The organism is Scytonema hankhaensis NUACC26, from assembly GCF_045865695.1.
In the GTDB taxonomy this organism is placed as follows: Bacteria; Cyanobacteriota; Cyanobacteriia; order Cyanobacteriales; family Nostocaceae; genus Scytonema.
In genome coordinates this window covers 37,485-60,296 of record NZ_BAACAP010000224.1, presented here as the reverse complement: position 1 = coordinate 60,296, position 22,812 = coordinate 37,485, and the positions used below count along the sequence as shown (strand labels likewise).

The 22,812-nt window shown below is 38.1% G+C and carries 21 protein-coding genes and 2 pseudogenes; 16 read left to right on the top strand and 7 right to left on the bottom strand.

Annotation, left to right across the window (positions count from 1 at the left end; all coding sequences use genetic code 11):
• Positions 1 to 66 precede the first annotated feature (66 nt).
• On the bottom strand, positions 67 to 873 hold the full coding sequence (locus ACKTT2_RS32175) for a phytanoyl-CoA dioxygenase family protein (RefSeq protein ID WP_407894412.1): 807 nt from the start codon (positions 871 to 873) through the stop codon (positions 67 to 69).
• Positions 874 to 1,135: 262 nt separating this feature from the next.
• Between ACKTT2_RS32175 and ACKTT2_RS32170 the strand changes: the two genes are divergently transcribed.
• The 9 genes and pseudogenes from ACKTT2_RS32170 (at position 1,136) to ACKTT2_RS32130 (ending at position 7,260) form a co-directional block, all read left to right on the top strand.
• Positions 1,136 to 1,915, top strand: a complete 780-nt coding sequence (locus tag ACKTT2_RS32170) for a methyltransferase domain-containing protein (RefSeq protein ID WP_407894410.1) — start codon at positions 1,136 to 1,138, stop codon at positions 1,913 to 1,915.
• 147 nt (positions 1,916 to 2,062) lie between these two features.
• Complete coding sequence (locus tag ACKTT2_RS32165; RefSeq protein WP_407894408.1) at positions 2,063 to 2,668, top strand: TetR/AcrR family transcriptional regulator; 606 nt, start codon at positions 2,063 to 2,065, stop codon at positions 2,666 to 2,668.
• A 131-nt stretch (positions 2,669 to 2,799) separates the two neighbouring features.
• The gene (locus ACKTT2_RS32160) at positions 2,800 to 3,330 is read left to right on the top strand and encodes a DUF2141 domain-containing protein (protein WP_407894406.1); all 531 of its coding nucleotides are present in this window, start codon (positions 2,800 to 2,802) and stop codon (positions 3,328 to 3,330) included.
• Positions 3,331 to 3,467: 137 nt separating this feature from the next.
• Entirely contained in the window at positions 3,468 to 3,749 is a 282-nt protein-coding gene (locus ACKTT2_RS32155; protein ID WP_407894404.1) for a DUF433 domain-containing protein, read from the top strand.
• Complete coding sequence (locus tag ACKTT2_RS32150; protein ID WP_407894402.1) at positions 3,746 to 4,093, top strand: DUF5615 family PIN-like protein; 348 nt, start codon at positions 3,746 to 3,748, stop codon at positions 4,091 to 4,093. Before ACKTT2_RS32155 ends, ACKTT2_RS32150 begins: the two co-directional genes overlap by 4 nt.
• Positions 4,094 to 4,186: 93 nt before the next feature.
• Positions 4,187 to 4,516: pseudogene (locus ACKTT2_RS32145) on the top strand (DUF2141 domain-containing protein); the annotation flags it as partial.
• A gap of 290 nt (positions 4,517 to 4,806) precedes the next feature.
• Positions 4,807 to 5,814 carry a phospholipase D-like domain-containing protein gene (locus ACKTT2_RS32140; protein WP_407894400.1) on the top strand — a complete coding sequence of 336 codons (1,008 nt, stop codon included), beginning with the start codon at positions 4,807 to 4,809 and terminating at the stop codon, positions 5,812 to 5,814.
• Positions 5,808 to 6,395 carry a helicase-related protein gene (locus tag ACKTT2_RS32135; RefSeq protein WP_407894399.1) on the top strand — a complete coding sequence of 196 codons (588 nt, stop codon included), beginning with the start codon at positions 5,808 to 5,810 and terminating at the stop codon, positions 6,393 to 6,395. Before ACKTT2_RS32140 ends, ACKTT2_RS32135 begins: the two co-directional genes overlap by 7 nt.
• Before the next feature lie 124 nt (positions 6,396 to 6,519).
• Positions 6,520 to 7,260 (top strand): hypothetical protein, encoded by a 741-nt coding sequence (locus tag ACKTT2_RS32130; RefSeq protein ID WP_407894397.1) that lies wholly within the window; start codon positions 6,520 to 6,522, stop codon positions 7,258 to 7,260.
• A 41-nt stretch (positions 7,261 to 7,301) separates the two neighbouring features.
• Here ACKTT2_RS32130 and ACKTT2_RS32125 read toward each other — a convergent pair.
• Positions 7,302 to 7,463 (bottom strand): annotated as a pseudogene (locus ACKTT2_RS32125) (TIGR03792 family protein); the annotation flags it as partial.
• Positions 7,464 to 7,595: 132 nt separating this feature from the next.
• Here ACKTT2_RS32125 and ACKTT2_RS32120 point away from each other — a divergent pair.
• Both ACKTT2_RS32120 and ACKTT2_RS32115 read left to right on the top strand, forming a co-directional pair.
• Positions 7,596 to 7,919: a phasin family protein gene (locus tag ACKTT2_RS32120; protein ID WP_407894394.1), complete on the top strand. Its 324-nt coding sequence runs from the start codon at positions 7,596 to 7,598 to the stop codon at positions 7,917 to 7,919.
• Positions 7,920 to 7,998: 79 nt separating this feature from the next.
• Complete coding sequence (locus ACKTT2_RS32115) at positions 7,999 to 8,520, top strand: FKBP-type peptidyl-prolyl cis-trans isomerase (protein WP_407894391.1); 522 nt, start codon at positions 7,999 to 8,001, stop codon at positions 8,518 to 8,520.
• Between the two features lie 152 nt (positions 8,521 to 8,672).
• On the opposite strand, the gene dnaB is transcribed toward ACKTT2_RS32115, so the two are convergent.
• The 3 genes from dnaB to gloB all read right to left on the bottom strand — a co-directional run bounded on the left by dnaB (position 8,673) and on the right by gloB (position 13,593).
• Entirely contained in the window at positions 8,673 to 11,864 is a 3,192-nt protein-coding gene (dnaB, locus tag ACKTT2_RS32110) for a replicative DNA helicase (RefSeq protein ID WP_407894389.1), read from the bottom strand.
• 340 nt (positions 11,865 to 12,204) lie between these two features.
• Positions 12,205 to 12,663: a 50S ribosomal protein L9 gene (gene rplI / locus ACKTT2_RS32105; protein ID WP_407894387.1), complete on the bottom strand. Its 459-nt coding sequence runs from the start codon at positions 12,661 to 12,663 to the stop codon at positions 12,205 to 12,207.
• 156 nt (positions 12,664 to 12,819) lie between these two features.
• On the bottom strand, positions 12,820 to 13,593 hold the full coding sequence (gene gloB, locus ACKTT2_RS32100) for a hydroxyacylglutathione hydrolase (RefSeq protein WP_407894385.1): 774 nt from the start codon (positions 13,591 to 13,593) through the stop codon (positions 12,820 to 12,822).
• 308 nt (positions 13,594 to 13,901) lie between these two features.
• On the opposite strand from gloB, the gene ACKTT2_RS32095 reads away from it, so the two are divergent.
• Positions 13,902 to 14,915: a glycosyltransferase family 2 protein gene (locus tag ACKTT2_RS32095; protein ID WP_407894383.1), complete on the top strand. Its 1,014-nt coding sequence runs from the start codon at positions 13,902 to 13,904 to the stop codon at positions 14,913 to 14,915.
• A gap of 8 nt (positions 14,916 to 14,923) precedes the next feature.
• On the opposite strand, the gene ACKTT2_RS32090 is transcribed toward ACKTT2_RS32095, so the two are convergent.
• Positions 14,924 to 15,049 carry a GrpB family protein gene (locus ACKTT2_RS32090; RefSeq protein WP_407894476.1) on the bottom strand — a complete coding sequence of 42 codons (126 nt, stop codon included), beginning with the start codon at positions 15,047 to 15,049 and terminating at the stop codon, positions 14,924 to 14,926.
• A gap of 199 nt (positions 15,050 to 15,248) precedes the next feature.
• On the opposite strand from ACKTT2_RS32090, the gene ACKTT2_RS32085 reads away from it, so the two are divergent.
• The 4 genes from ACKTT2_RS32085 to ACKTT2_RS32070 all read left to right on the top strand — a co-directional run bounded on the left by ACKTT2_RS32085 (position 15,249) and on the right by ACKTT2_RS32070 (position 21,049).
• Entirely contained in the window at positions 15,249 to 16,445 is a 1,197-nt protein-coding gene (locus tag ACKTT2_RS32085; RefSeq protein WP_407894381.1) for a glycosyltransferase family 4 protein, read from the top strand.
• Between the two features lie 86 nt (positions 16,446 to 16,531).
• Positions 16,532 to 17,428 (top strand): hypothetical protein, encoded by an 897-nt coding sequence (locus tag ACKTT2_RS32080; RefSeq protein WP_407894379.1) that lies wholly within the window; start codon positions 16,532 to 16,534, stop codon positions 17,426 to 17,428.
• Positions 17,429 to 17,548: 120 nt separating this feature from the next.
• The gene (locus ACKTT2_RS32075; protein ID WP_407894376.1) at positions 17,549 to 19,789 is read left to right on the top strand and encodes an ABC transporter ATP-binding protein; all 2,241 of its coding nucleotides are present in this window, start codon (positions 17,549 to 17,551) and stop codon (positions 19,787 to 19,789) included.
• Between the two features lie 114 nt (positions 19,790 to 19,903).
• Complete coding sequence (locus ACKTT2_RS32070) at positions 19,904 to 21,049, top strand: glycosyltransferase (RefSeq protein ID WP_407894374.1); 1,146 nt, start codon at positions 19,904 to 19,906, stop codon at positions 21,047 to 21,049.
• Positions 21,050 to 21,126: 77 nt separating this feature from the next.
• Here ACKTT2_RS32070 and ACKTT2_RS32065 read toward each other — a convergent pair whose 3' ends face one another.
• Positions 21,127 to 22,305 (bottom strand): glycosyltransferase family 4 protein, encoded by a 1,179-nt coding sequence (locus ACKTT2_RS32065; protein WP_407894372.1) that lies wholly within the window; start codon positions 22,303 to 22,305, stop codon positions 21,127 to 21,129.
• Between the last annotated feature and the right edge of the window lie 507 nt (positions 22,306 to 22,812).

Genomic DNA, 22,812 nt, shown 5'->3' with positions numbered 1-22,812 from the left:
TCTACTGTTTTACTTGCGTAAACCTCTATCTATGTGTCAGTGTTCTGCTTTAAGCGACAGCATTTTTTAGTACTTGAAATTTACATAAGTTTCCACTTTTTCCTTTGGCAACTGCTCTACCACCTGACATCGCAATAACTGCCTGACTTTCTCAGGGAGGCTCTCATAGTAGTCTTGCGGGACAGTCAAATCCACTTTTACTGTATGTAACCAATGCATAACGTAGCCCATAACTACCATTGGTCGAGGCTGACAAGTCCTGTTTGGTGAACCTCGATGCAGCGCGAGAGGCGAGCGAACGATCGCGTCCCCTGGTTGCATATAAAAAGATTCCATCTGGATTTCGCCACTTGCAATTTTTGCCAGTCCCTCGTCACGCGATAGAAGATGAGTTCCACGCGCCATCTGGAATGGTCCATTCTCTTCCGTAACTTCAACTAAAGGAAAGTTAACAGCCAGGGCATAGAGTGGCGTTACTATTTGGTCTGAGAATAGGGGGCGAAAATCCCGGTGAATTTCTTGATAATCTGAGCCTTGTACTGGAATATCGGCTCCTAACTGAACCATTACGTATTCTTGGAAAAACACGCGCTCGAGGATGCCCAAAATCGTCGGATTGGCAAAAACAAACTCATTAGCAAATGGAGGAACCCAAGGAAATGTCAGATAGTAACGAGCAACTTCACGAGGAGCTAGCCCGCCTGGTTGATTTTGACGCTCTCGAAATAACTTTTCAAAAGCTTGTGCCCACTCTTCAATCAGTTTTCTGTCAAAAAGACCGCGAATCACACAGATTCCATCTCGATTTAAATCTTGTGCGAGTCGATCTAACTCGGTAGTTGTATAGTGAGCTTTTTCGATACTTTGAACCATTTGTCTATCCTTTTCAATTCAGAATATGAGAGTCTAATTTGAATTAGAATCTCAATAGTAGACATTTGAATATTCGCCGTGGATGTGCTCCACAGCTATTTGCGCTTCTGAATAGCTGTAACTAAAAGCGATTTTTTACTATTTGAGCAAAAAGTTACTTGCTATACAAAAATTGTAACTATTCCTTACAGTAGATGTATTTCTAAGAGTGACCAGTGACCAAGGCTCTGTCTTTCATAGTAGAATTAGAGGCTGTAAAAATATGGTAATTAGTGATACATGGAATCCCACCCAGTATGAAAAATTTCAAGCAGAAAGAAGCCGTCCGTTCTATGACTTAGTAAATATGGTACGCCGCCAAGAGGGTATGCGAGTTTTAGATCTTGGTTGTGGGACGGGAAAGTTGACAAAATATTTGCATGAAACAACAGCAGCACTAGAGACAATCGGGTTGGATGCTTCAGAGAATATGTTACAAGCAGCACGCGAATTTGAAGGACACGGGTTACGGTTTGTACAAGGACATATTGAAGAAAACTCAGTCACAGGAAAATTTGATTTAGTGTTTTCTAATGCTGCTTTGCAGTGGGTAACAGGACACGAGGCATTATTTGAAAAGTTACGTGCAAAACTGCAATTAGGGGGACAACTTGCTGTACAAGTTCCTGCAATGAACTCAGAACCAGTACATACTGTAGCAGCAGAGGTAGCACAGGAATTTAGTCAAGAACTGGGGGGATATATACGGCGCTTAGAGGTGCTATCGCCAGAAAAGTATGCGCGGTTACTTTATAAATTGGGGTTTGTAGAACAAGAAGTGAGGTTGCAAATATACGGACATATATTGCCATCACGAGAAGCAGTTATAGAGTGGTATCGGGGAACATTACTGACTACTTATGAACAACAACTAGATACAGAAACATACGAGCGATTTGTACAACGGTATCGAGAGAAGTTGATGAAGTATCTAGAAGATGAAAGCCCGTTCTTTTTTCCGTACAAACGTATACTATTATGGGGGCGTCTTGCAGATGCATAACAAAGTACAAGTAAAAAATTGTAGTAAAAGCTACAAAATTACTTAGATAAAGCTTTCTCAATCTAAAATCGCACTAGCTCTTGACACAGTACCTCTGTTCTTGTTACATTTTTTATCAATTCAGCCTACCAAGCGTTCGCTAGTATATTGATTCCCGATTCTCAATTTCCAATCTCAGATAAACAAGCCGATGGGCGAAATCGCATTCTTGACGTGGCGGAATCGCTTTTCCAAGCGCGAGGCTACACTGCTGTAACAATGCGTGACATTGCTAAAGCCGTAGGAATGCGTCAAGCATCGCTTTATTATCATTTTCCAAGCAAGGAAGAACTCTTTGTTTCTGTCAGGGAGCGTCTGTTTGAACGTCATCGCGTTGGACTACAAAACGTGCTAAGTCGAGAGGAGGGAGAGTTGCGATCGCAACTAGAAGGAGTTGCCGATTGGTTTCTTTCCCAACAACCCATAAACTTCCACAGTATGATGCAGGCAGATATGCCTTCTCTCAGTCAGGAAGCTAGGGTACGTCTTTCAAACGCAGTCAACCAAGCCATCTTTGAACCTGTTGGACAAGTCTTTACTACTGCTCGAGCAAATCGCCGAATCAGTGCTGTTCGACCTAAATTGCTTGTCGGCTTTCTCCTGTCTTTATTAGAAAGTGTTTCTGTTGTCTATTCTTCAGAACCTTTGTCTTATAAGAAGGAGATAGTTAATGAGATGATTTTTGTTTTACTAGAAGGAATTCAAAGGCACTAATTTTTTTTGTCATTTGTTATTTGTCATTTGTCCTTTGTAAGAGTTTTAGCGTATTTATATACTTTTACATTGTTAATTTTTTAAACTACCGGACGTTCGGCAGAATTTTATAAAAATAAAGGAGATGTAAAATGCACAGAGCTAATCAGTTACCGATTGTTCTCAGTTCAAAAGAAATAAAAGTAAGACAACCGATAAACTTGCTGAAATTTCTAGCGATTGCCTTAGTCTTTCCACTGATTGGAGGAATAGCGAGTCCATCCTTTGCGGGACTCAAACAAAATAGTCAGTTAACCGTTGAGATTAAGGGACTGAAAAACCGACAAGGGCAAGTTTGTTTAAGTTTATTTGCAAGTAGTAGAGGCTTTCCGAGCAACAGTTCCAATGCTATACAAAGTCAGTGCGTTGCGATCGCAACAATGCCATTAACCGTCACCTTTAAAAATTTGCAACCAGGCAGTTATGCTGTTGCTGTGCTCCATGATACCAATAGCGATAAAAAAGCCAATCGCAATGGTTTAGGAATTCCACTAGAAGGATTTGGATTTTCGGAAAACCCAGTTATCCTGACTGGTCCACCTAGATTTAATGATGCTGCTGTTCTCGTTGCGGGTTCAACTACAAACATTCAAATTCAATTGAATTATCTTTTGGGCGGCTAGCTTTTGCTCGCAACTATTGCTTAAGGCTTTAAGGTACGACTTAATTCACTATTTAAAATGTGCCAATATAGTTGAGTATTCTGGTTTGTTAAGTGTGCAAACGCTACAATAAGTAATAGATAATTTTGGAGACAGCGATGGTTCAAGCAACAAAATATCTTTATGTTGTTAGAGATGATGAAATTTTAAGCGGCGAACCAATTATTGAGGGAACCCGTACACCTGTTAGAGCAATTGTCGAAACTTGGCGTATGGGTGTTTCCCCTGAAGAAATTCCTAAAGGGATGCCTCATCTTACCTTGGGACAGGTATTTAGCGCATTGACTTATTACAGCGATCATCAAGATGAAATTAATAGCTACATTGAACGAAACCATATCTCAGATGAATTAATCGATCCATTGCTTAGAGATATATGAGTAGTCTTTTTATTAGTTTGTATTTAGATGAAGATGTTAATGTCTTGATAGCTGAATTGCTTAAAGCGAGAGGTTTTGATGCGATTACTGCACGAGATGCAGGACAACTCCATGCAACGGATGCAGAGCAATTTGCCTATGCTGTGAGTCAAGCAAGAACGCTAATCACTCACAATAGAATAGATTTTGAAGAACTCGTGCAGATGTATTTTGATTCAAGTCAGATGCATTATGGTGTAATTTTTGCTGTTCGTCGCTCACCTCAAGAAATTGCAAAACGTTTGCTGGTAATTCTCAATCAAGTGACAGCAGACGAGATGCAAAATCAAGTTCGATATATCTAGCTGTAAATCACCTCGTTCAAAGTATCAGCTTACATTACAATCTATTACCAATCCCCCTAACCCCCCTTAAAAAGCTATGATGTACACACAGGACAAGTTTGTTTAAGTTTATTTGCAAGCAGTAAAGGCTTTCCGAGCAACAGTTCCAGCGCTATACAAAGTCAGTGCGTAGCGATCGCAACAATGCCATTAACCGTCACCTTTAAAAATTTGCAACCAGGCAGTTATGCTGTTGCTGTTCTCCATGATACCAATAGCGACAAAAAAGCGAATCGTAATGGTTTGGGAATTCCACTTGAAGGATTTGGATTTTCAGAAAACCCAGTTATCCGAACTGGTCCACCCAAGTTTAATGATGCTGTTCTCGTTGCGGGTTCAACTACAAACATTCAAATTCAGTTGAATTACCTTTTGGGTGGCTAGCTTTGAGGAAGGAATTAAGTTGTCTGCAGAACGCAAACCACCTGCTATCTTGCTTGATATGATTATGCCCGATAGAGATAGTCGAACAACATGACAACAACTTAAAGCTAATCCCGCAACTCAACCAATTCCTGTTATCTTAGTGACAGCTAAAGTTCAAGAATCTGACCGAGAAAGCCTTACAGGTTTTTAACTCGCTGCTGTCCTTGCTAAACCCTTCCGTTCCTTGAAATTACCGTAAGAAATTAGTAAGGTAATTGGTTGGGGTTGATATCCGTCACTAAAGAATCATGCCGCGCATCTTTAACAACATTGACTTGCAACTGCTGCCGATTTTACGCGAGACGTTAAAAGTGTCATATCGGGCAGACTTTTGCGTTGGCTATTTTAATCTGAGAGGCTGGCAGAAAATTGACGATTTGATTGAACAATACGTTGGTAGCGATGGCTCTTGTTGCCGTCTTCTCATTGGTATGCAAAGTTTGCCTAGTGATGAAGTCCATGCTGCTTTTACGCTTGGTACTGGTGATGGTCGTATTGATAACAGCGCGATCGTGCGTTTGAAAAAACGGATGGCAGCTGAATTGCGTCAACAACTGACGCTCGGTGCGCCTACCAATCAGGATGAAGCAGGGTTGAGACGGTTGAGTTGTCAGTTAAAAACTAAGAAACTGGTTATTAAACTCTTTCTGCTTCACTCCCTCCATGCCAAGTTATACCTTGTACATCGAAATGACCCTAATACTCCTTGTGTTGGATTCCTAGGTAGCAGTAACCTGACTTTGCCCGGACTGGCAAAACAAGGAGAGTTAAATGTTGATATTTTAGACCATGATGCTTGTAAAAAATTGCAAAAATGGTTTGACGATCGCTGGCAAGATTACGGCTGTGTAGATATTTCCAAAGAACTGGCAGAAATTATTGATGAGAGTTGGGCGAGGGAAGAATTAATACCTCCCTATCACATCTATCTGAAGATTGCTTATCATTTATCTCATGAAGCGATCGCGGGATTAACAGAATTTCGCATACCCCGTGAATTTAGGAATTTGTTTGATTTCCAAAAAGCTACCGTTCAACTTGCAGCACGCCATGTTACCAGACGTGGGGGTGTACTAGTTGGAGATGTGGTTGGTTTGGGGAAAACATTAGTTGGCACTGCCCTAGCCAAAATCTTACAAGAAGATTGTTTTTTAGAAACCCTGATTATTTGCCCTAAAAACTTGGTACAAATGTGGCAAGAGTATGTAGATAACTATCGCCTCTACGCTAAAGTGAAGATACTGATTCTGTGGTAACTACTTTGTTTGACGTGGAAACAGACGATGAAGATATTTCCCTTGTTTCTTCAACAGAGAAAGAAGAAATCTCTGCTTCTGTAACAGGAATGGGAGCTACAGAAAAGAGGTTTCGTCAAAAAGCAGAGTCAATTTACAAAGAATATACCACTCGATATAAACGGCGTTTTAAATGGCTGCGTTCTACTCTTTTTGATGTTAAAAAACTAAAACGGGATTTATTAGCAGATGCCAAAGCGCTTATCAACGTCTTACAATATTGTGGCGAGTGGAAGCCCAAAGAAGATGAAAAACTCGTCGCGTTAGTCAAACTGCTAACGCAAACTCACTCTAAAGATAAGGTACTAATTTTTACTCAATTTGCCGATACAGTACGATATTTGACTGACAATTTGCAGGCAAGAAATGTTACTCATGTTGCGGGAGTCACAGGTCAATCTAAAGATCCAACTGAATTGGTAAGAAGATTTAGCCCTGTAAGTCATGGAAAACGCGATCGCATTTCACCAGCCAACGAATTACGTGTTCTAATTGCTACTGATGTTCTGAGTGAAGGTATTTCGGAGCGGCAGGACGGATAGACCGAATTGGACAAAATGCGGAAAAAATTATCTGTTATTCCTTCTTGCCAACAGAAGGAGTAGAACGCATTATTAACTTACGGGAACGACTCCGCAGAACGCGCTCGTTTGCAAGCAGAACTTGATGGTCAGGGTAGAACCTGACCAAACTCTATTGACAATGCTGATGGTTAATTTACTACCAGAAGAAACATTGAAAGAGCTTGATAAGCGTTTTGGTTCTTCGTTTCGAGAGTTATCTCAGGAGCAACAGCTTGCTTTAGCTACAGTAGCCATTGAGGGGAAAGTAACCCATACTCGGCTCAAATCTATGACATCAACTCATCCACATGATTTAACAAAGGAGTTATCTGCGCTTGTCAAAGATGGTTTTTTCGTGTCTGCTGGTGCTACTCGCGGTACTTTTTACTTTTTTGCAGGTGAGGAATCTAATACAGAAATTGACCTAGCTAGTCAAAGTTATGGGTTAGCTGAAGAAATTAGTCCGCAAGATTCATTATCAGAATTGAGAGCAGACAAAATGAGCTCCGATCGTTTGGAGCCGAGCTGCGATCGTTTGGAGTCGAGCTCCGATCATTTGGAGTCGAGCTCCGATATTTGGGAATCACTCAAAGCTTTAGCTGCTTCAGTAAGAAACAAGGGGAAAGTACCAAGTGAGTTGATGGGGCAAACAATTTGCCAGCTTTGTCAAGACAGGTTTTTAACTCATAGGCAACTTGAGGAGTTGTTAGATCGCTCTGCAACGACACTTCGAGTTAGTTATCTCAGTAAAATGGTAAAAACAGGTCAACTAGAGTTGCGATATCCAGACAAGCCTACTCATCCAGAGCAAGCGTATCGTACCAAAAATAACCTTTCACCGTAAGCAAGTTATTAAGTAGTGTTATCTACTTCAATGATGCTTTTGAGAACAAAACTCACTTTTGTGGGAATTTTCTCACCTGATACCTCTTTTCCCAGGAACCCCGGATACTTGGCAAGTGATGCCGTCCAAATTTCTGCATCTTTCTGGATAAATTTTTCCCGTATATCGGACGGAATTTTCACCTTGAGTAGCTCGATAACCACACTATTGAGTCCCCGTATTTGTTTGTCACAATAGATCTGTACTCTATATTAATTAACCTTAGTGGCATAGGTCTATAGCGTAGATTTATGAAAAAGGGTTTTTTGTTTTGAATCAACTGATAGAAAGGTATTATGGACAATAACAACTGGATGCAGCAGTTATTAATGTTGGGTATTGGTACAACATCTCTGGTGGCTGATAAAGTGAAGGAAGCAAGCGATCGCCTCGTTAGGGATGGCAAGCTCGATCCCGAACAAGCGAAAGCGGTTATGGATGATATGGTACAGCAATTAAAGTCGGAGCAGGGAACCTGGGATACCCAAATGCAACGGCAACTACGGAATATGTTGCAAGATTTGGGTGTTGCTCGTCAGTCAGAAGTGGATGAATTGCGTGGTAGAATAGACCGTTTGGAGCGTCAAATCCGCGATTTAGAAAATAAGCTTTGGCGTTAGTGGTGCGCTTTGTGTTTTAAACTAAATTTTGTCGTGCTGGTCATCTCATTACCAGGCTTCCTTAGTGGGGAGGACTATTTTGAAAGCAATTTTACTCAGCGTGGGTGTCATGCTGGTTTGTGTTGTCGTTTTGGTTGTGGCACAAGTTAGTGTTAAAGATCGAAACACTGCTATTGCAGCACAGATGACCGATACTCCAGCACCCACTCAAGTTACTGAAAACAATACCTTAATTGCAAGCAAAGCTATGTCTGAAACTAATGCCGTTACTACATCCTCTGGATTAAAGTATGTTGAACTTAAGGAGGGAACTGGCGCAACTCCTAAAACTGGACAGACGGTTGTTGTTCATTATACAGGTACTTTGGAAAATGGCAAGAAGTTCGATAGTTCCCGCGATCGCAACCAGCCATTTTCATTTAAACTTGGTGTCGGACAAGTCATTAAAGGCTGGGATGAAGGACTTAGCACTATGAAAGTAGGAGGTCGTCGCCAGTTGACTATACCTCCAGAGTTAGGTTACGGTCCTCGCGGTGCAGGTGGAGTGATTCCACCTAATGCTACCCTCATTTTTGATGTGGAATTGTTGGATGTTAAGTAGGGGCGCAATGCCTTGCGCCCGTACAGAGTAGTTAGTAGGGGCGCAATGCCTTGCGCCCGTACAGAGTAGTTAGTAGGGGCGCAATGCCTTGCGCCCGTACAGTAGTTAGTAGACAGAAAGCAACTAACAACTAACAACTAACCACTACCCAATTATGAATACCCACCCGGTCTCGCTAAATTTTTAAACTTGGTAAATTGTGGATCGAATAAGAGTTTGACAGTACCCGTTGGACCGTTACGGTGTTTGGCTATGATGGCTTCGGCAATTCCGCGATCGGGACTATCACTGTTATAGTATTCGTCCCTGTACAGCATTATGACTAAATCCGCATCTTGTTCAATAGAGTTGTGAACGATAATGTTATTTGCTATGAAATTATGAAGTTTAGGAACTGTTAAATCATAAACATCTTCTTCACCATCAGCTTCGATTGAGACAATTTCATCCCAATAGATATCGCTGTTAGCTAGGCAATTTAATTTCTCGGATTTGACGACGCTAGCCAATCTTGCTGCTCTTTCTCGGCTCAAATTTTGTTTATAGAGAGCTGTACCACAATGAGCAATGCCAAGAGAAGATTGCATTTGACGTATAGTCATACCATACTGCTGCATTAATGGAATAGCATATAGTTTCCAAATATCACGAGGTATTACGTCTCTATTAGTGTTAGCAGAATGTAAAGGTCGAGGTAAAGCAATGCGATCGCCTATTTGCATTTCATCAAGTTGTTGCCAACCATGAATTGTGAGAAACTTGTGATTTCCTGTTGCTCGAATTGTTCGTCCTAAGCGAGTCACAAGTCTAAAGATTGGCTTAACACCTGTAGAAAAAGCATTACTAACAACTGCTTTTTCTAACTGCATTGTTTCTTCATTCAGCGCCCAAACTTTGAACCCCGTTTTACCCACCAATGACTGAATCGGTACTTGTGCTCCACTATCTGCTAATGTTACCAAGCTATCACCTACTAAACAACCCGATTCGCGTAAATCAGATAACATTGGTCGCTTGTTGGTGCGAGATTCTACTCCTCTACTTAACTGAGATAAAGCAATGATGGGAACAGAGAGTTCGCGAGCTAAACCTTTGATACTACGAGTGATTCTTGATAATTCTTGTACCCGATTATCTCCGGCTCCTTCCATGAGCTGCAAGTAATCTATAATAATCAAACCGAGTTCGGAACCGATTTCTGCTTGTAAGCGTCGTGCCTGACTCCGCATTTCTGTGACTGTAATATTGGGAGTATCGTCAATATAAATTGGTATCTCCGTCAGCGTACTAATAGCACGGCTTAGAGGTTCCCATTGTGTTTGACTAATTCTTCCGCTTCGCAAGTAGCCACTTTCAATTCCTGCTTCGCTGGCTAATAATCTTTGCACGAGTTGCTCTTTCGACATTTCTAAACTAAATACAGCAACTGGTAATTTATATGAAGCTGCAACGTTGTGAGCAAGGTTTAAACAGAATGCAGTGTTGTGAACACAAATATCATTGGCAACAAAATTGTGAGTTTCTGGAATTGTCAAATCATATACTTGTTTATAGCCTACTGGCTCAATTGAAATAATTTCATCCCAATAAATATCACTTGTAGCAACTGCTGTTTGTTCCCATATACAGCGCTTTACATCTAAATGAAGTACACCCCTCCCCAACCCTCCCCTTGGTAAGGGGAGGGTGCGCGATAGCGCGGGTGGGGTATCTTTTGTATCTACTGGAATTAAATCGCAATTAGTTTGATATCTCTTATTAACTAAGGCAGCTTGTACCTGTAAAAAAGCTGTTTCTTGGCCAAAGATCCCTATTTCTGAAATAAAAGTTTTGATTGATAGAGCATCGTTAATATTTAGTTGCCAAGCTATTCTACGGGTTTCTTGGTATTTAACAAATCGCTTTTTTAAAGCTGAAATTATACCAAAGCGTAGTAGTAGATGCTGTAACTGTCTTGCCAATTTTTCGCTAACAGTACAATATCCTAATTGCGCTCGATCGCTTGTAATAACTGTTGCCCATCCGTCTGTGGCAAATAGGCGATTAAGAAACAATGAGACCTGCGATCGCTCTAGTTGAAAAACAAAAGCAGGAACCATTTTTTGGTCGGCTTTTTTCCCCCACAATGATAAATTTTTCAGCCATTCAGTCACAGGATTTTTTTCTCCCCGATTTTTGATAGCAGAAAATGTTGGTGCTCGTTCAGAACAAATTTCTGTACGAACTTTCATTTGAGAAGAAAAGCTAAGAACAGCATGGGTGAAGTCTTCCTGAATCAGAGGGTTAGTGTTAGTAAATTCTGGAGTTGTGTCTGTTAAACACCCATCGCCAATAAAGTAGGCTAATAATTTAACTTCACACTCACGAACTGTGTTCGTTCCAAATACATTTATTTTCCGTGGTACGGCTATTTTATCGCCCGGTTGCAATTCTGAAAGTTGACGCCATCCTTGAATAGTGAGGTAAGGATGAGCGATCGTTGTTTCAACATACCGTCCCAGTCGTGTTGTCACCCGGAAAACAGGCTTTATACCGTCATCAATAAATGCAGATGGTTGAGTTATTTCAAATTGCCAATTATCTTTCAATGTCAGCAATTTTGCATCCCGACGATGATAAATTTCTTCTATAGTAGAGACGGAGCCATCTGTTAGAAGAATTTCTGTATCATATGCTACGCATTTTCCCATGGACGGACGTCCCGCAACAATAATCAGATCGGAACGTTGAAAACCACTTGTTAATGCATCCAAGTCATAAAAACCACAGGGAATTCCTGGTAAAGCGATCCCTTGATTGCGAGTCTCTATATCTTGGAAGGCATTAATTAAGGAGTTCTCAATATGGACTAACCCCACTTGAGGGCGTTCTTGGGTAACATTGAAAACTTTTTGTTCTGCTTGGTCGAGAACAACAGGGAGTTCGGTTTCTGTTTGATAACCTAGTTGTACGATTTCATTACCTGCTTTGATCAGCTGACGCCGCAGGAATTTTTCCACGACTAACTCTGCTAGAGAATCGATGTTAACGGCTGACACTGTACGATCTACCAGGGTTGCGAGTTTATTTCTACCACCAACACGGGTTAACATATCATGGTCATTGAGCCAGTTGATAACCGCGAGTAAGTCCGTGGGTTTCCCTTGACTGTGTAAGCGTAATGTAGCTTGATAAATATCTTTATGAGCACTGATATAAAAGGCTTCTGGGACTAGGCGATCGCGTACCCTGCTAATTGCTTCTGGATCTAACAGTATACCTCCGAGTATAGCTTCTTCTGCTTCTATGTTTTGGGGAGGCAGGCGATCCATGGCATTGCCTTGAAAGTTAAGTTCTTCAGACATAAAAGAATTTGTTTATGGTTTTTCAATACAAATGAACTATTACTCTTATAAACCAAAATTTGTCTGTCTAATAAAAAGACGCTGCAATGCAACGTCTCTTTACAATACGTATGTTTTTTTACAAGAAATTTATTTTGGAATTTCCAAGAAATAAATTATCCATCTTGTGGTACGGGCTTCCAGCCCGTTCTTAACAAGTGGCGGGCTAGAAGCTCCGCAGTCGCCTCAACGGGGGGAACCCCCGCACGGCGCTGCTCTCCGCACCACAAGATTTCCTACACAAGATGTTATTGTGGAAGTACCACAATAAATTTGGAGAGATTTTTTATTTAGAAGCTCTTTAGCTAGCTACCACTTCGATTTTGACTTTCGCTGTTACATCTGTAAACAGCTTAACGTCAGCTTCGTAAGTCCCTAACCTGCTAATGTCTGGTATGGTAATACCACGGCGATCCACTTCCAGACCTGTGATTTGCTGAATAACATCTGCTACTTCTTGGGTGGTTACAGTACCGAAAATAGCGTCACCTTCACCAACTTGTTTGGCAATGTTGAAACTACCAACTTTTTCTATTGTTGCTTTTTGTTCTTGAGCTTGTTGCTTCAATTCCAGTTGCTTCTGACGTTCTAGTTCGCGCCGCCGCTCAACTTGCTTCAGAATTCCAGGAGTTGCTTTAGTTGCTAATTTTTTGGGAACTAGGTAGTTCCTAGCATAGCCAGGAGCGACTTCTACTAGGTCGCCGGATTTTCCCAACTTGCTTACGTCTTGGGTTAGTACTAACTGTATGCGTTTCGCCATCTTTGTTCTTGTTTCTCTACTGTCTTTAAAATATTAATCGCTTGAGCTTCGTAGTGCGATCGCTTACATAGTAGCTGTATCCTGAGAAGCAAGAGCGTTTACATATCAAACTTGAAGATCCTAGCAAAAAAATTATACGATGGCAACCTTTTTTTGCTAAAACCTATCTTTCATTCCCCGCAATCGTGCAAAGGTTTGTACTGCATCGCGACTGTTAACTGCCGATTGTAACGTTGGTTGTTCCCAACGTAAAAAGGGGTTTGTCAGCTTTTCGACTCCTAACAATGAAGGAACGGTAGCTTCTCCTCGATTGCGTCTAGCTTTGACTTCTTCAATGCGGTGATGTAAGTCAGTATTGTTTGCGTCAACAGTTAGGGCAAATTGCAAATTTTTCAACGTATACTCGTGAGCGCACCATACGCGAGTATTATCTGGCAAAGAGCGAAGTTTACTAAGGGAATTTACCATTTGTGTTGGTGTTCCCTCAAACAAACGACCGCAACCTCCTGCAAATAAAGTATCGCCACAGAATAATTCACCTGTTTCACTAGGACTTGTCGGGGGAAAGTAGTAAGCAATATGAGCGCGGGTATGTCCGGGAACAAAGAAGACATCAGCTTCTCGGTCTGCAAATGAAATGCGATCGCCCTGCTGTAAAAACACCTTTTGTCCTGGTATTCTACCCTTATCTTCAGCACCGCCGTAAACTGTTAAGTGTGGAAATTGCTGAATGAGCTTGTTATTCCCGCCAACGTGATCGTGATGGTGGTGGGTGTTGAAAATAGCTACTAATTCAGCTTGTAGTTCTTGTAGTTTGTGTAAAACTGGAGTTGCTTCTGCTGGATCGACAACAGCAGCAATATTTTGATTTGGCTCGTGTAGCACAAAGATGTAATTGTCCGAGAGTGCTGCTAGGCGGATGACTTGCATTTTTTGTAACTCCTGACGAATTATAGAGGTTCTCGGGTGGGTACAATACATTACATTAACGGGTGGGTACAATACATTACATTAAATAATGGTCTTATGAAACAATGGTCTTGTGGAACAATGGTTTTGTGGAACGGGCGTCTCGCCCGTTTTAAGCAGGCGAGGACGCTTACCCCATAAAACTGTATTGGGTTCAAGTGAGAACCGCCATAATCTATTAAACTTATGATAACTAGTAGCAATCAATGTAAATACAAGGTGACATCTGTGTAATACGAGGAGATAAGACACATAAGGACAACTGACAAATGGCACCATTAGTATCGATTATTGTTAATTGCTTTAACCAAGGTCATTACCTCGCTCGTTCAGTTAAAAGTGTATTATCACAAACTTTTACTGAGCTTGAATGCTTGATTATAGATGATGGTTCTACCGATCGCACCGAGCAAGTAGCCGAGCAATTAATGCAAATAGACACGCGAGTTAAATACTATCAGAAAGAAAATAGCGGTCTGCCTTCATCTCGCAATTTTGGCTTTCAAAAAGCTAAGGGTGAATGGATTAAGTTTTTAGATGCAGATGATTGGATTCATGAAGACAAAATAAGATTTCAATTGAGCTATTTAGAGCGGGTTCAATCTGATGAAGATATAGTTTTTTATTCCGATTATCAACGAGTATTTATAGATGTGAATGACAAAATTGCCAGTACTCAAGACAATATTGTTGGTTCATTAACGAGAGAAGAATTTATTCAACGCTTACTCATTCCTGACTTTCTTGCAAGTTCGCCTCATCCAGCTCTTCAACAAGCTATCTTAATGAAGAGAAGTGTATTGAGTAAGACACATTTTCCCGAACATTTAAAAGCATTGGGAGATAGATATTTTGCTGTAGCTATTTTAAAGGCAGGGGCAAATTTTGTATACACTCCAATGATTGGAGCTTACTACACTAAGCATCAATCAAATCGAACTAACAATTGGAAGTATATGAAAAATTATTATCTTTTTTTCTATGAATCGATCGCTAAAAATTATTCGGAACTCAATCAATTTTGCTCTGTAGGATTGGAATATCTATTAGAAGAAGCAATTAGAGAAAAAGAAAAGGAAAGTTTTGAAAGATTGCTCGATATAGTACCTATGCCAGTTCGCGTACTTCACAAAAAAATTTTGATAAATAATAGATTGGCTCTCAGAATTTTCAGAAACGTTAGAAATATCACTCCTAGCTTTCTATTGTACGAGAAATATCGCGGTCCTCGCTCGAAAAAAGTAATTTCTTTTGTAAGAGCAGCATTAAATTTAAAAGGTTAAAATCCTTGTTAGGTAAAGTGTTGGGCGAATTTCAGATCGCCGTAGCGTTGTGCTTCTTTGGAATGGTGAATTAGAAAATCTCGAAAGTCAATGTGCTGGCGGACTTCTAGAGGATCTAGTTCGTAGGTATGCAGGTAGTGGGTTCGTAATTTTACTGATTTTTACTGTCAATCGTTCTAAGTCTTTCTAATTTTTCAGTAAAAACACTCTTAGCTATTAGTAAAAATAAAGTTATATTTTTGGGGTAATTATTAATTTAATTAATTACTTACACTTTTCTATATCTTATTGAAACTATCAAACTTATATATTTTTATATAAAGATAAATTATTATGCTTGTACTGAAAGACAAAAAAACATTAAAAATTTCTATATTAGTAAGCGATTTATCAAGTGCGGGAGCGGGAAGATGGGGTGGTGCAGTACGTTCTTTCTTATTAGCTCAAGCACTTCATAAAATTCAATATAAAGTAGAAATTTTAGGTTTTGATTTTAGTAATGAGACAGCAACAACAAATCAATCTGAAATACCTATTTATAAATTAAACGGTCATAACTATCCGAAGTTTCTTGGAGCAGCTTCTCAACTTTTGAAAAAGGTTGATGGTGATATTATTTATGCTATGAGACCAAAAACAACAACTTTTGGCCTGTCTATGTTAAAAAAAATGGGAAGCCATCGACCTGTTATTTTGGATATAGACGATTGGGAGCTAAGTTGGTACGGTGGTGAGAAATGGCAATACCGCCCCTCTATCAAACAATTATATAGAGATGTTTTTAAATCAAATGGTGCATTGAGGTATCCAGATCATCCCTTCTATTTGAAATGGATGGAAAACATGGTTAATCGTGCTGATGCTGTTACCATACACACTCAATTTTTGAAGTCAAAGTTTGGAGGGGTGTATGTACCTAATGGTAAAGATACGAATTTGTTTAATCCTGAAAAATATAATTCAGAAGAAAGTAGAGCGCGTTATGGGCTTTCTGGATATCGCGTTTTAATGTTTCCCGGTGCGCCAAGACCATATAAAGGGGTTGAAGATGTTTTAATCGCTTTAGATAAACTGAACGAACCAGATTTAAGATTAGCGATCGTAGGTGGTAGCCCTTACGATGACTACGATTCTCAACTTTTCAAAAAATGGGGACGTTGGATTATTCAATTACCTAAAGCACTACCTACAGCTATGCCTGAAATTGTGTCAGCAGCACATATAATTGTTGTCCCACAACGAGATACTCCAGCCGCTTTGGCTCAGTTTCCCTTAAAAATAACCGATGGTATGGCGATGGCAAAACCCATTTTAGCAACACGTGTAGGAGATATTCCAGAAATTTTAGGTAATACTGGATACTTAGTCGATCCTAGTTGTCCGGAACAAATTGCTGAGAAAATTCAATGGATCTTCCAAAATTTAGATAAAGCAAATGAGCAAGGAGAGTTAGCTAGAAAAAGATGTATTGAGTACTATAGTCTGAATGCTATGGCTACTGTCCTCTCAAAAATTGTTCAAAATTTATAAATATCTGTATAGTTAGTTTTCAAAAAATTATGACTTATCCTAGTTGTTCGCTTTCAATAATGGTTGCCAGGACAGATATTCCTTTTATGATGCATACAATCCCGCATCTAGTTAGGACTTGTAAATTTCCTTTTAACGAGCGCGTTTTAGCTGTAGATACTGCTCCTCTCTCAGGTGACAAAGTTAATCGTCCCGGTATTGGAACAATGGAACAATTACGTAATGCTTGCGAGCAGTTGCAAGCTTTAAATATAGTAGATAAAATTGTGAATTTTGACTATACAAAAAGTTTTCGAGAGAGAGTTTATAAAAAACACTTTGGTAGTGCTATAAGACCTACACATAACTATAAAGGCTATCCAATTCTCGGTACAATTTTTAAAATTGAAAATTGTCAAAGTGATTACGTGCTTCATTTTGATAGCGATATGCTTTTATACCAAGAACCAGGTTATAGCTGGATAGAACATGGTATCAAGCTTATGCAAGAAAATCCAGAGGTGATAGCTATTAGACCTTTGACGGGACCGCCTACTAAAGATGGCAGTTTACATCAAAAATTTAAATATGAGTACGATCTAGCCGGATTTTATCGCTTTAAATTCTTTAGCAGTCGTGCTTATTTAATCAATCGCAAACGTTTTGATTCTTTTCTCCCAATTCCAATTATTTGGCGACCCTTCCGACGAGAATTTATTAATGCTTTGCCTTTACAAATACAGACAATACTATGTAACTTAACTGGGGCTGGAGCTTTAGATTCTTGGGAGGTTATGGTATCGAAAAAGATGGAACAGACTTCTTATGTTAGAGCCACAATCGCTTCCGAGCGAGCATGGACTCTTCATCCCATCAACCGGAGTCAAGATTTTATTCAAGCATTGCCAAAAATTATTGAAAAAATTGAAGCTGGTTGGTACCCTTCAGAACAGGCTGGACATTACGATCTCAGGTGGGAACTTTGGCAAGAAACTCTTGTTTAAATTTTTGTTTTCAAGATTTCTAGTATTTCTTTAAATACATTCATTTGTATCTTTTTTTCTAAAGTTTCTATGAAATTACTAAACAAATAATGCCATATAACTTAATAAAATTATTATATTATGTTGTCAAATAAGCTAATAATACAATTTACTCGACCCCACATAACTAGAATTATCCTAACTATATTACTAGGATTTTCCGGAGGTTTATTTAATGGAGTAAGTACAACGTTAATTGTACCAATAGTTTTGAATATTATTGGACAAAAGATAGAGCTAAATAATGCACCTTCTATTCTTAGAATGATTCTAGCTCCTTTTGATAATGTTTCAGATAATTATCGATTGATAGTCATGTCCGCATCAGTTGTCTTGATAATTCTTTTAAAGAATGTAGCAAGTTATAGTAGTACATTATCATCTAGTTCTTTAAAAAGAATGTTAGTTTCTGATATTCGAGAATTCGCTATAAAGCAATTATTATATATTGATATAAATTATTACACCAAGATGAAACTTGGTGACTTAATGAATCGATTTAATACAGAAATTTCTCGAGCTGCTAATTCTATCAGTAATTTAATTACACTAACAATAGTTGCTATTACAATTTTAGTTTTTTTAGTTGTTTTAATGTCAATTTCTTGGCAATTAACTATTTGCTCGACACTTTTACTATCTTTAGTTGCCTTAGTCAATCAATATGCAATTTCCCGTTCAAAACATTTTGGAAAAGTTCTTAGTGATATGGCTAAGAATTTAACCAATACATTGCTAGAAACATTGAGCGGAATTCGATTAGTCAAAGCAACGGCTAACGAAGAAAGAACATATCAAAAAATTCTAACGCTAATTCGTGCTCGTGAAAAAGCTGAATTTCAGTCTCAGCTATTAAGTGAAGTAATCGCGCCAATCAGTGAAGTCACTGGCATTGCATCCATTATTCTAATTGTTTTTTTAGGAAAAGTTTTATTTGCAGATCGAATAGCTTCACTTTCCGCAATTCTCTTGACATATTTATTGGTACTACTACGAGTCCTTCCATTAATTTCACAATTAAATACTCTTCGCAGTACTTTTGCCAATAATTCTGCGAGTATGGATATTGTAAGTGATTTTTTACAGCGTGATAATAAACCATTCATGGCTAATGGTAAAGTGACTTATACAAAATTACATGAGGGAATCCATTTTAACCACATATCTTTTGGCTATCCTGGAAATGATAAGTTAGTTCTCAAAGATGTTGAGTTATATTTACCACGTGGCACAACTCTAGCTTTAGTAGGCGGTTCTGGTGCTGGTAAATCAACGTTAGCTGATTTATTGCCTAGGTTTTACGATCCTAATTCTGGTTGTATTGCTATTGATAGAGTCGATCTCCGAGAGTTCAATTTGCAATCTTTAAGAAAGGCAATGGGTATCGTTAGTCAAGATACCTTTCTTTTTAATGATTCAGTACGAAATAATATTGCTTATGGACGTCCTGAAGCAACTTCTGAAGAAATTATTACAGCTGCAAAGCAAGCAAATGCTTATGAGTTTATTATCAAATTGCCTCAAGGGTTTGATACCGCAATTGGCGATCGCGGTGTGATGTTATCTGGTGGACAAAGACAAAGATTAGCGATCGCCCGCGCACTGTTACAAAATCCAGAAATTCTCATTCTTGATGAAGCAACGAGTGCTTTAGATACTGTTTCTGAACGCTTAGTTCAAGAAGCTATTGATGCTTTGAGTCGCGATCGTACAACTTTAGTGATCGCTCACCGTCTTTCTACAGTACAAAAAGCTCATCAAATTGCCGTGATGGATCGAGGACAAGTTGTAGAACTGGGAACTCATGAAGAACTTTTACAAAAAGGAGGTTACTACTCACGCCTGTATTCAATGCAATTTGCCGAACAGGGCGAAGTTCAAATTAGTCGAGATGAAAGGTTAAAGCATATTGCTGATGAAGTGCAGATTAAACTCAACCCCATGATCGATTGCCTACGCTTACTACTTGATGAAACTTTAGAAAAATCTCAAAACAGACAAGAACTAATTGACCAATCTTTTAACTTAGCTGTTGAAATTCTCAATACTATAGAGTCTTTTGAAGAGACTGTAAAATTGCAAATCAGGTTGAAAGAAACTGCATTAACAGAACAAACAAAATTTACCAATACTCAAAATACTACTTTAATGCACATCTCTCATCAAATTCGTATACGCCTCAACTCAATGCTAGGGTTTCTTCGTTTACTAGCTGATGGGTTAGTAGATAATTCTAAAGAAGAAAATGAATTAATTCAAGGCTCTTATTATTCTGCCATCGATTTATTAAATAGTATGAGTTATTTAAAAATGCTAACTTAAATTAATTGATTCTTTTTTAAATTTTACAGAGCGATTAAATACTAATCTATTCAAAGTCAAAGTTATTGCTAAATAAACGCATTCCTATAACTTAAACAACACAGGTTTAGAATTATGAAAAAAATTGCAATTTACTATCCCTATTTTACAGGTGGCGGAGCAGAAGCAGTAGCATTATGGATGCTTCAAGCACTTAAAGAAAGATATGAACTTACATTATTTACAATTAGTCATATTGATTTTGAAAGACTAAATTCCATGTATGGAACAAATTTGTCTAATCAAAATATCAAAGTGAAAACATTAGCATCAAGTTTTTTTAGCTATCTTTGCAATTTACTGATAGCTAATAGCCCACAAATAAGATTTCTTTTTATGCATTTTTTAATCAGATTTTTTAAACAAAATAATCAAGATTACGATCTGGTTATATCTGCATATAATGCTATGGATCTTGGTAAAGTAGGAATTCAATATATACATTGGATAAAAGTTATCGAAGCGACTCCTTTTTATCAAAAAATATCAAATTTTTCTGAAACACAACTGGTTGAAAATATTTCTTTGGCAAATTCTTATTATGTAGCAAATGTTGCTAAAGAAACTTATGGTGTAAATGCCAAAGTCGTATTTCCTCCTGTTGTTATGAATACTTCAAATATACCTTGGAGCGAGAAGGAAGACGCTTTCATCTGTAGTGGTAGGATAGTGAAAATGAAAGAGCCACATAGAGTCATTAACATCCTTCAGTTAGTTCGAGAACAAGGTTTTGATATTAAACTCTACTTGACTGGTGGAGGTGGGGGAATTTATGGATGGAAGTATAATCATTTCATTAAAAAGATAATTAAAGAAAATTCATCTTGGATTACTTTATATGAAAATCTTCCTTATAAGGAATATATAAAAATTTTAACTAAATGCAAGTATGGTATTCACTATAAGAAAGAGCCATTTGGAATTTCTATTGCAGAAATGGTTAAAGCTGGTGCTATTCCTTTTGTTAGAAGTGTAGGCGGACAAATTGAAATAGTAGGTCAACAAAATGAAGATCTGTTTTTTAATACTGAAGTGGAAGCTGTTGAAAAGATTGTCAATCTTTTCAAGAGTCCAGCTAAGCAATATCAACTCATACAATCTTTAGAGGAACAAAGAAATTTATTTTCTAGTCAGAAATTTATGTCAGAGATTAATGAAGTTGTGCATTCCTACTTTGAAAATAAAATTGTTGATAATTCAGCTAGTTTAGTAATAAGCTAAACAACAAGTTCAACTCTTCAAACTTCTTCTTAGGGACAAGATGTGAAAAAATCTTGTCCCTTACAAATTTAAAATACCTAAATCATTGCTTTCATTTCTGCAATCAATGTTTGAATCGAAGCATCCCAGGTTAAATTTTTGTAATAGTAATGAAATGAGTTAATAGCTAAATTTTTGTAACTTAACTTGTTTTTGAAATACTTTTCAATTACATCAACATATCCATCAATTTCTTGTTGATTAAAAATAAATCCATTTTCACCTTCTGAAATAAGTGACGGTATTCCACCAACATTAGTGGTTAGAACAGGAACTCCAAAGGAACTTGATTCATTGATTACATGAGGACTAAAATCCATTTGGGATGGGAAAATAAAAAAATGTGTATCTTGAAATATCTGAGCCATTTTCTTACTATCTGACTCAAGATTAAAGTTGATAAAACCAATTCGATTGACAAATGGCTCTATTTCTAGTGGAAGATTTGGTTGACATCCAACAATAGTAAGTTTTGTTTCAATTCCTCTCTTTATTAAACGTTGAAGAACTTCTAATATAATCTCACCTCCTTTACGATGCCAATCCAAACCAATAAAAAGAAGATTACAAACTGTGTTAGTAATTCTTTGAGAAACAATTGTACAAATTTCATCACGATCGAGATGACTCTCAAAATTTGCGCCGTATGACAACATCTTGAGAGATGATGAAGGAATTTGCCATAATTTCTTTACTTCTAAAATTGCCCAATCAGATGAAAAGAAAAGTTTAGAACATTTTTTATATGCAAGAGCTTCTGCATCATAAATTGATTTCTTAGTTTCATAACACAAATTTTTCATGTACGTGTCTACTAAAGAATAAAAAGGCGCGTCTTGCCAAAGTATAATAGGTTGCTTAGCTTCCAAATATGTAATAGGTTTTGCATTATGGGGACATAAAATTAAATCACACTCTGTTTGACGTAACCTCACTTCAACTTGTTTAGCATAATCTCGGAGAATTCGTTCGTTCATCTCTGGTAAATAACGTTGACCAAGCTTTGAGTAAATAAAGGATTTAAAACGGATCGTCCAGTGTCTAGGCCACTGAGTTTCTTTTAAGCGATCGACATAGATAACTTCAATTCCAGCTTTCTCTAAACTTTGTGCGATCCTCTTTATAGAGAGCCATCTTCCAAGTCTTGAAGAAGGCTGCTTTTGGAGATCAAAATTAGTAATAAATGCTACTCTCATTTTATTTGTATTTGCTATCACTTCTAGTTTTTATAACTGTTATAACTTCTATTTTGTTAAACTCTCCACAGAACTACACGTAGGGTGGGCAATGCCCACCACGTAACGCTTTTGGTGGGCATTGCCCACCCTACAGTACTGAGATTTTTTCACAAATTAGACAGGATTGCTATATAACATAACTTCTATTTTGGTAAAATCTCCACAGTGTATTTACTACTAGTAAATACACTGTAAAAATTTTGAACTATTTTTTATTAATTTTGTTATATTGAATAGAATCATTATTGTAATGTGAGTCTATGTTTGCAACTTTGTTGACAATATTTCTTGCTTTATGAAAGTCTCATTACACTATTAGAAGAGATTAAAAGAGTTACCACGAATATCCTATATTTTTAACTGCAAAAATATAATTCTTTTCTCAGTAATAATCCTTATACCAATTTAATATGAAGCTGCATATTATTTTTACCCCGACTAACCTCCCCTTATAAAGGGGAGGAAAATAAATTTTCTGTTTCCCCC